The organism is Vibrio hannami (genome assembly GCF_029589055.1).
Classification (GTDB): domain Bacteria; phylum Pseudomonadota; class Gammaproteobacteria; order Enterobacterales; family Vibrionaceae; genus Vibrio; species Vibrio hannami.
In genome coordinates this window covers 1286507-1299328 of the sequence record NZ_JARQZP010000007.1, presented here as the reverse complement: position 1 = coordinate 1299328, position 12822 = coordinate 1286507, and the positions used below count along the sequence as shown (strand labels likewise).

General features: G+C 42.7%; 10 protein-coding genes. 8 read left to right on the top strand and 2 right to left on the bottom strand.

Annotated elements, in window-relative coordinates:
* Positions 1-36 precede the first annotated feature (36 nt).
* Both P7F88_RS20350 and P7F88_RS20345 read left to right on the top strand, forming a co-directional pair.
* Positions 37-927 (top strand): ThiF family adenylyltransferase, encoded by an 891-nt coding sequence (locus tag P7F88_RS20350; RefSeq protein WP_277827762.1) that lies wholly within the window; start codon positions 37-39, stop codon positions 925-927.
* A 25-nt stretch (positions 928-952) separates the two neighbouring features.
* Positions 953-2032, top strand: coding sequence for a hypothetical protein (locus P7F88_RS20345; protein WP_277827760.1), 1080 nt, complete (start codon positions 953-955; stop codon positions 2030-2032).
* A 19-nt stretch (positions 2033-2051) separates the two neighbouring features.
* Here the strand turns inward: P7F88_RS20345 and P7F88_RS20340 are convergent, their stop codons facing one another.
* Both P7F88_RS20340 and prsT read right to left on the bottom strand, forming a co-directional pair.
* The gene (locus P7F88_RS20340; RefSeq protein ID WP_277827758.1) at positions 2052-2753 is read right to left on the bottom strand and encodes a S1 family peptidase; all 702 of its coding nucleotides are present in this window, start codon (positions 2751-2753) and stop codon (positions 2052-2054) included.
* 54 nt (positions 2754-2807) lie between these two features.
* Complete coding sequence (gene prsT, locus P7F88_RS20335) at positions 2808-5579, bottom strand: XrtA/PEP-CTERM system TPR-repeat protein PrsT (protein WP_277827756.1); 2772 nt, start codon at positions 5577-5579, stop codon at positions 2808-2810.
* Between the two features lie 213 nt (positions 5580-5792).
* Between prsT and P7F88_RS20330 the strand changes: the two genes are divergently transcribed.
* Genes P7F88_RS20330 through P7F88_RS20305 form a run of 6 tightly spaced genes read left to right on the top strand, consistent with a single transcriptional unit; the run spans position 5793 to position 12821 of the window.
* Complete coding sequence (locus P7F88_RS20330; protein ID WP_277827755.1) at positions 5793-6929, top strand: GNAT family N-acetyltransferase; 1137 nt, start codon at positions 5793-5795, stop codon at positions 6927-6929.
* Between the two features lie 58 nt (positions 6930-6987).
* The gene (locus P7F88_RS20325) at positions 6988-8499 is read left to right on the top strand and encodes an oligosaccharide flippase family protein (protein ID WP_277827753.1); all 1512 of its coding nucleotides are present in this window, start codon (positions 6988-6990) and stop codon (positions 8497-8499) included.
* 21 nt (positions 8500-8520) lie between these two features.
* On the top strand, positions 8521-10263 hold the full coding sequence (locus P7F88_RS20320; protein ID WP_277827751.1) for an arsenate reductase/protein-tyrosine-phosphatase family protein: 1743 nt from the start codon (positions 8521-8523) through the stop codon (positions 10261-10263).
* The gene (locus P7F88_RS20315; RefSeq protein WP_277827749.1) at positions 10260-11234 is read left to right on the top strand and encodes a polysaccharide deacetylase family protein; all 975 of its coding nucleotides are present in this window, start codon (positions 10260-10262) and stop codon (positions 11232-11234) included. The genes P7F88_RS20320 and P7F88_RS20315 overlap by 4 nt, the downstream gene beginning before the upstream one ends.
* The gene (locus P7F88_RS20310) at positions 11231-12082 is read left to right on the top strand and encodes a polysaccharide pyruvyl transferase family protein (protein WP_277827747.1); all 852 of its coding nucleotides are present in this window, start codon (positions 11231-11233) and stop codon (positions 12080-12082) included. The genes P7F88_RS20315 and P7F88_RS20310 overlap by 4 nt, the downstream gene beginning before the upstream one ends.
* On the top strand, positions 12072-12821 hold the full coding sequence (locus tag P7F88_RS20305) for a sulfotransferase (protein ID WP_277827745.1): 750 nt from the start codon (positions 12072-12074) through the stop codon (positions 12819-12821). The genes P7F88_RS20310 and P7F88_RS20305 overlap by 11 nt, the downstream gene beginning before the upstream one ends.
* Position 12822: the final 1 nt, after the last annotated feature.

The following is a 12822-nucleotide window of genomic DNA, read 5'->3' as shown; positions in this document are numbered from 1 at the left end:
ATATTTGGTGTTATTTAACGTAAGGATTCGTTGCTAATGGACAAAAATGAGTACTACAAAAAAGCGGTTACCAGAAATCTGGGTTTAGTTTCAGAAGCCGAACAAGAGCAGTTAAGAAACTCGAAAGTAGCGGTTGCGGGATGCGGTGGATTAGGTGGACGTGAGTTAATTGACCTGGTGAGAATGGGCATTGGTTCATTCCATGTAGCTGACTTCGATGAGTTCAGTATTAAGAACATCAACCGACAGATTGGTGCAACGTCTTCTACCGTTGATAAGCCCAAAGTTGAAGTGATGGCTGATATGGCAAAGGATATTCATCCTGGTGTGGATATCACGATTTTCCCTAACGGAATCCAGCCAGATAATGTTGATGAGTTTATATCCAGTGCTGATGTTATTGTTGATGCCATCGATTTATTCTCGATGGATGCACGATTACTGTTATACAGAACCGCTAGAAAACATAACAAACCCGTTGTATTTTCTGCTCCATTGGGCTTCTCGGGAACGCTGAACGTGTTTGTCCCCGGAGGTATGACTTTTGAAGAGTACTTTGATATCAACGATGATATGGATCTGTTTGATCAACTTATCGCATTTGTTGTTGGTATTGCTCCCTGGGCTACGCATTTGAAATACATGGATACCAGTAAAGTGGATTCATCAGATCACGCCGGGCCTTCATTGTCGTGCGCATGTAACATTGCAACCGGGCTGTTAACGTCTGAAGTGTTAATTCTGCTTCTGAATAAACGAGCTCCTATGGCCGCCCCAAGGTACGCGCAATTTGATACTTTCTGCGGTGTTTACAAAACCGGTAAGCTCAGATGGGGAAATAGGGGGCCACTGCAACGGTTGAAGCGTTACCTGGCGGCTAAGAAGTTTGCCGATCAGAGGCACCTTTTAGCTTCCGCACCACAATAATACGACGTTTTCAAAAGGCATAAACATGATTACTAGAGAGCTTTGTCTGGAGCTTATCTCTGCTGGTATTAGGGCTTCTTCTCCGGACAACAGTCAACCATGGAAATTCAGTATTGTCGACGATAGTATCGAGTTGTTTCTTGATAGCCGTTATCTCGGCATGTTTTTCGACCCAAACCAGTATGCGAGTCTACTTGGGTGTGGTGGGGTTATTGAGAACATCCGGCTAAAAGCCTTAACTAAGGGATTCGATTTGTATCTGTTTCCTGAGAGTGATGTTGCAGCGCCTGATTACAAAGTTGTGTCGATTAAACTGGTTCCTCTATCGGGTGAAAATGGTCCTGACAATCTGGCTGAAGCAATACCACAGCGGTGCACAAATCGTGGTTTCTTCTACAGAGATTGGGACATCCCTTCTTTTCTTTTGGATAAGTTTAATACTGCCTTAAATGATTTTGATGGAGCAGAGGTTCAGTGGTTTGAAGGGGAGCGCCGTAAGGAGATAATAACAATCCTTTCAAATACAGATAGGATCAGATACACGAACAAATCCTTGCACGATGATTTTTACGCCAAGCTACGTTATGGCAATGAGATAGAAAAGCAGTGCGATGGTCTGGCTTCTGATACGCTAGGGCTGGAAAGCCTATTCACCGCAACGCTTCCTCTGCTCAAATCGTGGTCATTCGCTAAATTCCTGAACCTGTTTGGTATGCAATATTTTATGGCTTATCGAGGCGCCACTGTTCCTCTGAAGAACGCCAATAAAATCGGTGCATTGGTAATGCCACGAGAAACGGATGTGATAACGCAAGGTAGGGCATTGCAAAGGCTATGGCTAACGATAAATGCACAGAAAGGCGTACACTTTCAACCGTTTGGCGCGTTGCCATTACTGATTTATCGAATGGTTGAGTACAAGGGTGATGGTTTTTCTGAACATGAGCGTGAGTTTCTGGAATATTACATGAATCAGCTGGAACAACTGATGAATATTGAGTTCGGTCATAGTCATGTAGTCATATTTTTTCGGATGGGTTATGCAGAAAAACCAAAAGCATTCTCGCGCCGAAGAGAGTTAGCTAGTTTCCTTATTGACGGCTGAGTAAGTGGTTGACTCACGATTATAGCTGTTTGAGCATCTGATAAAGGTATTTAATTGGTATCGCGTAGGTTATGGCTGTAGGGTCGGTCAGTGCAGACTCTTTAGTAGATTTTACTAACACTTTGTTTATTACGGCGACGACTTCCCCTGTTTCTTTATGGTATACAGGGCTACCACTGTTACCGGGATAGGCTGTCGCATCAAGTTGATAGACCTTGTATGGTTCTCTAAGACTTTTCAGCTGATGAATGGTTAGTTCTTTGGATGTTCTGGCCGGTATGACAATTGGCGTTATACTCGAAACAATACCCTGATGAGTGACAGGGTAGAGTCCTAGAACACTCCCAATGGGGAAGCCAGTAAATGCATATTCTTCCCCTTCTCGAACAGTTTGTCTTGATAGTTTCATTGCGGGTGAATTTGCACCGGATATCTTTAATATCGCCAGATCGTAACGATGATCTATTACAACAACTTCAGCAATGTGGGTTTTGGGTTTGCGTCCGGTGCCGACAAATACCACAAGCTTTTCCCTGGTTTTGTCATCGAGTGTATCCGGCACCACATGAGCGTTTGTTGCAACATACTCGCTGCTTTTTACAAAAAAACCGGTACCTAAAAATCGGGAGTTGGGTTTGGCTATCCGACTATAAGTTCCGATACCAACAATAGAAGGTTTCACCTGAGCGATCGTCTCTGGCAGAGCAGCATAGCTACTCATACCAGAAAAAAAGCAATTATAACTATGAGCCGGAACAGTTTTTTAGGCATATCGTCAGATACTTAGCTTTGACTCTAGTTCGTTTTTAGAAATAAGCAGCCTCGGGTCATCAGTGATAACTTTGGACAGTACTGTTCTGGCTTCCGCCGACTGCCCGTTTTGGATCAGGCTTTCTGCGAAGTGAAGGGCAATTTCAGCATTATCTTGTGCATTGTTGTAGGCGAACTTCAGTTTTTGTATTGCAGTTTCTGTTTTTCCCTGCTTCAACAAACAGTATCCGTAGGTATCAACAACTGGTGGTAGTTCCTTCGCTAATTCGTATGCACTCTCAGCATAGTGACAGGCTTCATCTATGTTGTCGGCTTCCAGATACAGTGCAGCGATGTTATTGAGTGCAATGACGTTCTTTGGCTCTTTTGCCACGATGTTCTTATATTGCTGTATTGCCCGTTCTGGATTTGACTGTAGCTGTATGTCAGCGAGCTTTATTTTCAATGCGTGTGCCTGTTTAGGATAAGTCTCTATGACCTCTTCCAGAAATTGAACGGCCTGTTGTTCATCTCCAGCTAAAATGTACAGTGACGCAAGTTCATTGGCTGATTTAAGTCCGGGTTTAATTTCATACAGTTTCTCATGAACCGTCACTGCGCTTTGATAATCTTTTTGTGTGGCGTAAATGAGCCCTTGTATTTTAAGAGTGTATGGGGTGTTCTTGAGAGCGTCATCAAGCCCGTCTATGATTTTTTGACTGGTGTTGATATTACCGGTTTTAACTAGCAAGCCAGCCTTCATTAATCGAAAACGGATGTCATTTGGGAAGATCTCCGCAGCACGATCTGCGTGGCGGATTCCTATACGAGGCTTTCTAGTATATTCACTGACTATTATGGCTTTGATATACGCATCGGGATCAGTTGGAGCAGCTTTAACCAGGCTCTCATACGCATTTTCAGCTGCCAGCCAGTTATCCTGTTTCACATAGATACTGCCCAATAGTTTCCACATGTTAGGGGATTTTTGAGTATCCGGGTATGTTTCTAGCAGATTGGTGGCTTGATCCCATTGCTGGTTAAGGACATGCAATTGAGCTTTATGTTCTACCAGTATGGCTGATTTTGGATTTGACTCAATTTGCTGATCTATAAGTTCACCCACTTCGTTTAGTTTATCTAGTTGGCGGCCACTGATGAACAGCATCTGAGCTGAGATTTTGTTTTCTGGAGAAAGCTTTTTCGCTGAATAGGCTAAAGAGTATGTTTGCTCCCAATCGCCTTTGCTGTTGGCTATCTGAGCCATGGATATCGTTGCCTGGAAGTTGCCCGGGTCCGTGTCTATGACTTTTTTGAAAAGTTGCTCTGCCTCCTCGATGTTACCTTTGAGTTGAAGAATAACACCAGATAATGCGATAGCGTCTACGTCATCCGGATTTTCTTCTAGCCGGGCCTGGGCGATATTATTAGCCTCATCTAGCTGACCGGATTTTATGTAGTAGTAAGCTAGCCCTATTTCGGCCTTGCTATTCTCAGAATCACTCTTAAGCGCACTTTCGATGTTTTTCACGCCAGACTTATCTTTTCCTTCTAGTTGAATAAGTCCCAGCATCAGCTGGCTACCAGAGTAGTTTTTATCAGAAAATGCTTTTTGGGCTAACTCAAGTGCGTCCTCATCGCGACCAAGCTTCGCTAGCTGCATACTTGCTCTCGACAAGAAAAGACTATCTTCCTGAGTTTCTAAACTCAGGTTTCCCATAGACTCTATCGCGTTATCTATATAGCCAAGCTTTAGCTGAACAGCCACATACAGTTTTTTAGAAAAATGATTGTCAGGAAGTCTTGAATCTATTTGTTTAAATCGCCCATATGCCTGTTCATACAGTCCCAGTTGATATGCCGAGATGGCAGAAATTAAAATGGTTGGCAGTTGATCAGAGCCATTATGTATTGCTCTTTCCGCATATTCTCTGGCGTCGGCATAGTTTTTATCCGAGTATAAAATGGTTGCCTTTAACTCGTTAGTTAGTACCAGGTTCGGATACAGACTCAGTAATTTGTCGACGTAGCTGGTCGCTTCTTCAAACCGTTGTGCGAGCACAAGATTTCGAGCAATAAATAGAGTGAACTGATGAGCAGCAGGCGATAAATCATACGCCTTTTTGTAGCTGTCTACAGAGGCCTCATAGTCACCAAGGGAGCTCTCGATATGCCCCTTAAGCAACCAGACATCACTATTGTCTGTGGATGAATCAAGTATCGAATTTATAATCGACAGAGAGAGATCAGGATTGCTGTCGGCTGCTGCAATTCGTGCTTCAGCAAGCCTTGCATATAACTCTTTACTCTGAGCATTGCTTACAGGCTGAAAAGAACGTTTGGCGTCTTCAACCATGCCTAGATTTAATTCAGCGATAACCTTAAAAGCCTGAGTTTCGGTATTCGAAGAGTCTGAGGATGGAAAGGTCTCATTAATTAGATCGAGCGCTTGCTCATTCTTCCCACCAACTATTAATGCTCTGGCCAAAAGAGGGACCACTTGCTCTTTTGGCGTACCTAACTGAAGTGCCCGGGAAAGCTCTTTTTCTGCGCTGACAAAGTTGCCTTGTTTTAAGTATATTTCCCCTAGTATCAGACGGGGCTTCGCTTCTTGAGGCGAATACTTAATGGCGTTCTTTAGTTCAATTATTGCAGCATTAACTTCGTTAGAAGCCAGATACTTCTCAGCGCTACCGACAAAGTCTTCGGCGTGAATTGTGCCAGTAACAATTAATGTCGAAGAGGCCAGGCCAATGACACTTAACTTTTTTACTAGTTTGTTTAATTCGAAAAACATAATCTTACCCGCTCTGCCGTTGGATCCAGAATTCGTTGTTAATGATTCATGCTCTTAAAAAATATAGCTCATATGTAAATTATAAGTTTCTCATTTTTGGAAAACCTTTTGTTTTAACTGAAAGATAAATGTCTATTCCATTGCTATGCTTTTGGGGGAGTGATGCAAAGTTAAGTGATGAAAAAGTTTAGTTGCGTTGAATAGGGAAAAGCTTTGACGACAAGGGCGCGGAATAATATTCAGTGTGAGTGGTTTGACAATCCAAACAGGGCATGGCTTGAAAAAGCCTGGCAGGAGCTGGAGGAACGCTCAGATTCAAATTTTTTTCTAAGCTGGTGGTGGATAGGCACCTGGCTTGAGTGTTTTGTTTCTGAATTTACAGTGATCGAAGCGAGGCAAAGCGGTGTAACTGTAGGGCTGGGAATTGTTGTTACTCAGGCAAGCCCGATGTTCAGCAGTAGATCAAGGGCAAAACATTATTTACACCGAACAGGGGTGCCAGATGAAGACCAGATCTGGATTGAGTATAACGATTTTCTTATTGCCAGTGAAAACAGTGCCAATGTAAGGGCATCGATGGTTTCCAGTACGGTAAACCGAATGGGGAGTGCAGATGCATTAATTATCGGGGCGAGTAAAGTTGATGAGTTTGGTTCTCTTAAATATCCAGGTCTCTCGGAGCGTACAATCTGGGAGACAACAAACTATTTTTTGGATCTGAATAGGTTAAGAACCTCAGGAACATCGCTTCTCAACTCGTTATCTAAAAACGCCCGTTACCAAATCAAACGCAGCATCCGAAAGTATAAAGAGATAGGTGAACTATCGGTTAAGAAAGTAATCACTCAACAGGGAGCAGATGAGTTACTTGCGCTGGCAGAACCATTGCACCTGGCCCGGTGGGGAAACGGCAAGTCCGGGAGTGGTTTTGCCAATCCGAAGTTCATCGCGTTTCACAAAAAACTGATTGCAAAAGGGTTAGGCAGCGGCACCGTTGAGCTTAACCATATACAGGCAGGCGATGAAACTATTGGCATTGTTTACAACTATCGATATCGCAACACCATCTATTTTTATCTATGCGCGATGAACTACAAACACCATAGTTCTCAATATAAACCAGGCTTAGTGACCCATTATTTATTAATAGAAAAAGCCTTAGAAGAAGGTGTTGATATCTATGATTTTATGGGGGGAACAGCACGATATAAAGCAACATTCTCTAACGAGCAGGGGAATTTGGCTGTTTATCAGTTTGAACACCCTAGACCGCTCTTGTCAGTAGAAAAGCAAATAAGGAAGTTGAAGGATAAGTGGGTAAATGACAAGCAGAGGCTAAGTTCGCGCTAATACAAAAGTTTACCTATGCTTTAAAAATGTAGAGTCAGGTTGAAGGGAGTTTAATCTGGTGGCTGAGAAATTAAATCAGAAAATAGCGATAGGTTATTTTTGGAATTTAGTTGCTAAATGGATAAATCGAACCATAGGTGTCGTTAGTACGCTGATTCTGGTTAGAATTTTGCAGCCCGTAGATTTTGGTATTGCAGCCCTTGCTACGATAGTTCTTGCACTTTTTATGATGCTTTCCGAAGTGGGAACGGATAAATATGTCATTAAAGCAAAAGAGTGCACAACAGAACTGCTCAACAGTGCCTGGTCTCTGAATATTTTTTTAAAACTGATCTGTGCTCTTATTCTTGCCTTGATGTCCGGTGTGGTCGCGGATTTCACTAACGAACCAGTATTAAGAAATGTTCTTCTGGTAAGTAGTTTAATTCCCATCATCGGCTCGTTTAAGAATATTGGCCTTGCGCTTTATGAACGTGAACTGAACTACAAACCCTTAACTCGTTTGACGGTGTGGGTAAAAATTGCAGTATTCCCGGTCACTATCACTCTGGCATTTTGGTTGCAAAACTACTGGGCGTTGATTGTGGGTCTTTTGACTAGTGAAATCTTGACCGTTGCGGGTTCGTATCGAATACATAGCTTTCGGCCTCAGTGGACTGTAACTCAGTGGCGTGAACAGTGGGGATTTTCTCAATGGATGGTCATATCAACTACGACTGGCTACATACGTTCACGAATCGATGCTCTATTGCTAGGGCGATATCTTCCAAGTGAGGCCGTAGGTACTTACAGGGTAAGTCAGGAGTTTGCGTGGCTACCGTTTACAGAGCTGATAGCGCCCGCAACCAGTTCGTTTTATTCGGGTATCTCAAAAATCTCTGATGATAAAGATGAGTTAAGAAATAAGGTTGCTCAATACCTAACCGTTACTTATCTGCTGGTGATCCCTTCAGCTATTGGTATTTATGCTCTGCAAGAGCAGATAGTTATAGTTGTGTTGGGAGAGAAGTGGCAGGCCGCAATCCCGATTCTTGGCTTACTTAGTTTACTTATGCTGTCGATGCCTTTGAATATTGCGCTGCAGACGGTGCTAGTGAACTTGTCGAAGGTGAAATATATGGTGGCTCTGGATGGTGTGATGATCACATTGATTATCGGAGGCTTCTATTTTCTTCATCAAAATCAGGTGTCTGAGCTGTTGGTTTATACGGAGTTCAGGGTATTGCTGGTACTGGTGTTTATCTCTTTGCTGATGGTCATCTACAAACGTGTTCTGGGACTGGGATTTATAAGGTTGTGTTTAACGTGTTTTGTACCACTCATACCTGGTGTGATCATGTATTGGTGTATAAAGCAGGCAGAAGGCATGTTGGATGTGCCGGTTTATGTCAGTTTGATGCTGCTTATCCTGCTGGGGGTGTTCGTTTTTGTTCCTCTGATAATCGTTGCAACAATTGCGTGTAAGAGGGTATCCCCCGATTATGAAAATATATACAGCCTTATGATTTATGTATCGACAAAAATACAAAGAAAAATGTTTTTGCGAAAAGTCAGTGGTAACGCAAAGTGAGTGCTCATGAAGGGATTTAATGTGTCTGACATACCATCGGTGCTTGTTTTAGGGGAGGATACGCGCAGCTTCTTGTCGGTTATACGATCGCTGGGAAAGGCCAATTATCATGTCCATGTGGTTTGTTATGATAAAACGAGCCCCGCACTGAAAAGTCGCTACATCAAATCAGTTCAGTACTATAACTATCAGGCATACAGTCAGGCTGAATGGCTGGATAACGTGATTGCCCTGATTGAACGTTATCAGTTTGACCTGGTTATTCCTTGTGATGAACGAGCGCTTTATCCTCTCTGGTCTGCTAAAGACAGAATGCCACAGCACACGAAACTAGCTATAGCCAATCCGGAAGCCTTGGATGCCCTGTTTGATAAGTGGAAAACAAAACAAGTCGCAATAGAGTGTGATGTACCTGTCGCCAGAGGTAGTCTGGTGGATCTTTACACCGCTAACTACAACCAGCTAAAGGGTGAGTATGGTGAAATGTTTGTGGTTAAGCCTTTACAGTCCTTTGAGGAAAGCAAGCTAAATCAACGGCAAAAGGTGAAGATAGTTCACTCTGAAGACGAGTTTAACGAGTACAGGAAGTACATAGATAACCCCCAGGAATATCTGATAGAAGAATTTTTTATTGGGAAGGGGGAAGGGGTCTCTGTACTGGCTATCGAAGGGCAGGTTGTCGCTGCTTTTGCTCATGTTCGCGTTGCTGAACCTAAACAAGGTGGGGGAAGTTCATATCGAATGAGTATTCCTTTGGATAGCGCACTGTTTAAAGCCACAGAAGCAGTATGTATGAAGACGCGACTTACGGGAGTCGCCATGTTTGAGTACCGCCGTAACCTGAAAACAAATGAATGGATTCTGGTTGAAGTAAATGCGAGGTTCTGGGGTTCACTGCCTTTGGCTGTGTTTGCTGGTGTCGATTTCCCCAGATTCTATGCAGATTATCTGCTACGAGGTGTCACTATTCATCCGGTGCTGACTTATCGTGATAAGGCATACGCTCGTGTGCTTATCGCAGATATATATGAAATAAAACGCGAATTTGAAGCAAACAAAAGAGATAACAATACATTATCAGCAACGGGCCGGCTTGTGGTTCGATTGCTACAAATTGGCAGAGCACTTCTACCGATAGAGTCTATAGATAGCTTTGAACGAAACGATCCCAAACCATTCTTTGCGGAAATTTCTATATTGATGGCTTCTCTGTTTGCATCCATTCTCAGGAAAAACAGGTTATTTCTTAAAGTCCGGCGGTATGTCACCAGGCGAAGCTTGAAAAAGTTATTTAAAGCAAACCCCAACAGACGAATTATTTTTGTATGTTATGGAAACATCATGCGTAGTCCATTTGCGCAGGCGTGTGTTGACGCCGTTGCAGATCAATATCAGGAGCTGTCGTTCGATTCCTTTGGGTTTCATCTGGATGAAGCGAGACAAAGTCCGGACAAAGCACAACAAGCGGCAAAAATTCTCAACTATGACCTTTCAACCCACAGCTCTAAGTGGCTAACACAATTGGATATAAAGGATCAGGATATTGTCATCTACTTTGATTCAAAAAACAGAGACAAGCTTTCGGCCTATTACCGGGTGAACCATGCTTTTAGTGCTGCTGATTTGGTTGACGAAAGTCTGATAGTTGCATCGGATATAGAAGATCCCTATGGAGGAGACCTAAATAAAGTAACTGACTGTTACCGAAAAATTGAGAGTTCGGTGACTAGTCTTCTGGGAATATTTAGAGAGGTCAGGGGATGAGTACACCTAAACTGGCGGTTGTGATTCATGCGGAAGAAGAATTCGACTGGGATTCTGGTTTTTATCGTTCAAACACCAATGTTACCCATTGTGATGAACTGATAGGTGTTATTGATAAAATTCTATCCCATGATGGAAAGGTCACTCTAGCGATGGATTACCCATTTACGACCAGCCAAGGCGGAAAGCGGGTAATAAAAAAATACAAACATCTGGCAGGCAACAAGATAGAGTTTGCCACTCATTTGCACCCCTGGGTTAACCCACCTTTTGAAGATGACAACGACGAAGTAAAAAACGCATACTCTTATCCATGCAATCTCAGTGAGGAAATGGAGCTCCGTAAGTTGAAATTGTTGACGGACGCTATAGCGATTGAAACAGGGAGTCAGCCCCAAACTTATCTTGCGGGAAGATATGGAATAGGTAAAAACACGCCGCAAATACTTGAAAATTTGCGCTATACAATAGACATAAGCATTAGCGCCTACTGTGACTTCAGCCACCAGGAAGGCCCTGACTTTAGCGCATGCTCTAATCGGGTATATCAGTCAGGAGCACTTACGTACCTTCCTCATACTTGTTCCGTGTTGTCTTCGGTACCGTTTATTCAGAATTACTTAAATCGCCACCCTAATAGTTTCAATAAGATTAACTCAAATCTGATAACCAGGCTTTTGGCAAAGCTAGTTCGTATCAGGAAATACCGACTTTCTCCCGAAGGTTTTAACCTGGCCCAGATGAAACAAGTAATGGAGTCTCAAATTAAAATCGGACAAAACGAGTTTATTCTTTCTTTTCACTCTCCTAGCATCAAGGCCGGAAAAACGCCATATGCCGAGACAAAAAATGAAGCCGACGCGCTTGCAAACCGCACTGTGGATTTCGTGCATTGGTTTATCAATGACGCAGGAGGCGAAGCGTTTCTACCGGGCAGCTTAAACCCGTCCATGAATGAGGAAGCAGAATGAGGATACATGTCCATCCTTGCACGAAGAAAAACATTGGTGATGAGCTTAATGTTTGGTATTGGAGTGAACTGCTGGGAGACAAGGTAAATAAAGTTAGAAGTGACGAACTACTGGTTGGTATAGGGACGGTGCTAAATGACAACCTGCCTGAGGCAAAGAGGCTTCATATATTAGGTAGCGGGGCAGGCTATGGTAGGGGAGGTGCAATTGATACCAGTCGGTGGGCGTTCCATTTCGTAAGAGGCAAACTTACCGCTGATAAGTTTAAACTCAGCGATAAAAAAATAATCTCTGATCCAGGGATATTAATTAGCCGTCTAAGGCCTAAGAAAAAACAGACTTCCTTGACGATTTCTTTTATGCCTCATACAGGTATAGATTCGACAAAATATAGGCAACTCATTGAAAGTATGGGATGGAATTACATTTCTCCTTCTGATGAGGAAGATTTGGTACTCCAACAAATCGTGAACAGTGACAAGCTAATTACTTCTGCGATGCATGGCGCTATCCTGGCAGATTCGTATCGAATCCCCTGGCTACCGATAAGCACTTCTCCTGAAATTTTTCCATTTAAATGGAAGGATTGGTTTAGCTCTTTAAACATTGAAGCCGAGTTAACTCCTGTCCCGACTCTTTGGCCGCAGGAAAAATCAACCCTTAAAGAAAAGGTGATAGAGAATATCAAGGTCGTTCAGTTAAAGCGTAAGCTGTTAAAACTAAGCAATAGTCGTCAGTTTTTGATGAGCAAGGAATCAGTACTGAAAGAGCGACAGGAACGCATGTTGGATAAGCTGAACGAAATTAAAGAAACACTTTTTGTAGAGGAGTCCATCAATGCATTTTAAAGAATATGTTGGACGATTAAGAACCAGAAAGGCACATATCTATTGCATAGGTGCTGCTAAGACCGGAACTACTTCAATAGCGCAAATGTACAATGGTGCCTTAAGAACAGCTCACGAACCAAACGTTGAGCAAACGACACAGATGGTTATGGATTATTTGTCAGGGGGCATTAATAAAGAAAAATGCCGGGAAATGCTTATATCTCGTGACCGAAAGTTAAACCTCGAACTGGAATCTTCTCATCCGTTAGGCTATCTGGCTCCATTTCTGATGGATGCGTTTCCCAAAGCTAAATTCATAGTTACGGTAAGAGAACCGCATTCCTGGTTAGCTTCAAGACTCAATTTTCATCTTAATCGTAAACCTGATGAATGGGCTGATTATCGTGACTTTATTTGGTCTCGCCATCATCAAGGATATTCTGAAGAAGAGTTTTGCTTAGAAGAAAAAGGGCTTTACTCCCTTTCAGCCTATCTGAAGCAATACTCTGAACAGTACCAAATCATATTTGATGCTATCCCCGAATCAAGGATGTTGGTTATAAAGACAAATGAATTATCGGATATGACCAATGAACTTGGTCACTTCATTGGGATCAAAGACGAGTGTATAGCGGCAGTACACACCAATAAGATGCGAGTACCGGAAAGTATATACGACCAACTACCGAAGGATTTTATAGTAGAGAAAATTGAACATCATTGTGGGTGGTTAGTTAACAGATTCTTTCGAGCATAAT

Excerpts from the sequence above, each read along its gene's own strand:
- P7F88_RS20350 (WP_277827762.1), top strand. The coding sequence starts at position 37 with ATGGACAAAAATGAGTACTACAAAAAAGCGGTTACCAGAAATCTGGGT.
- P7F88_RS20345 (WP_277827760.1), top strand. The coding sequence starts at position 953 with ATGATTACTAGAGAGCTTTGTCTGGAGCTTATCTCTGCTGGTATTAGG.
- P7F88_RS20340 (WP_277827758.1), bottom strand. The coding sequence starts at position 2,753 with ATGAGTAGCTATGCTGCTCTGCCAGAGACGATCGCTCAGGTGAAACCT.
- prsT (WP_277827756.1), bottom strand. The coding sequence starts at position 5,579 with ATGTTTTTCGAATTAAACAAACTAGTAAAAAAGTTAAGTGTCATTGGC.
- P7F88_RS20315 (WP_277827749.1), top strand. The coding sequence starts at position 10,260 with ATGAGTACACCTAAACTGGCGGTTGTGATTCATGCGGAAGAAGAATTC.
- P7F88_RS20310 (WP_277827747.1), top strand. The coding sequence starts at position 11,231 with ATGAGGATACATGTCCATCCTTGCACGAAGAAAAACATTGGTGATGAG.
- P7F88_RS20305 (WP_277827745.1), top strand. The coding sequence starts at position 12,072 with ATGCATTTTAAAGAATATGTTGGACGATTAAGAACCAGAAAGGCACAT.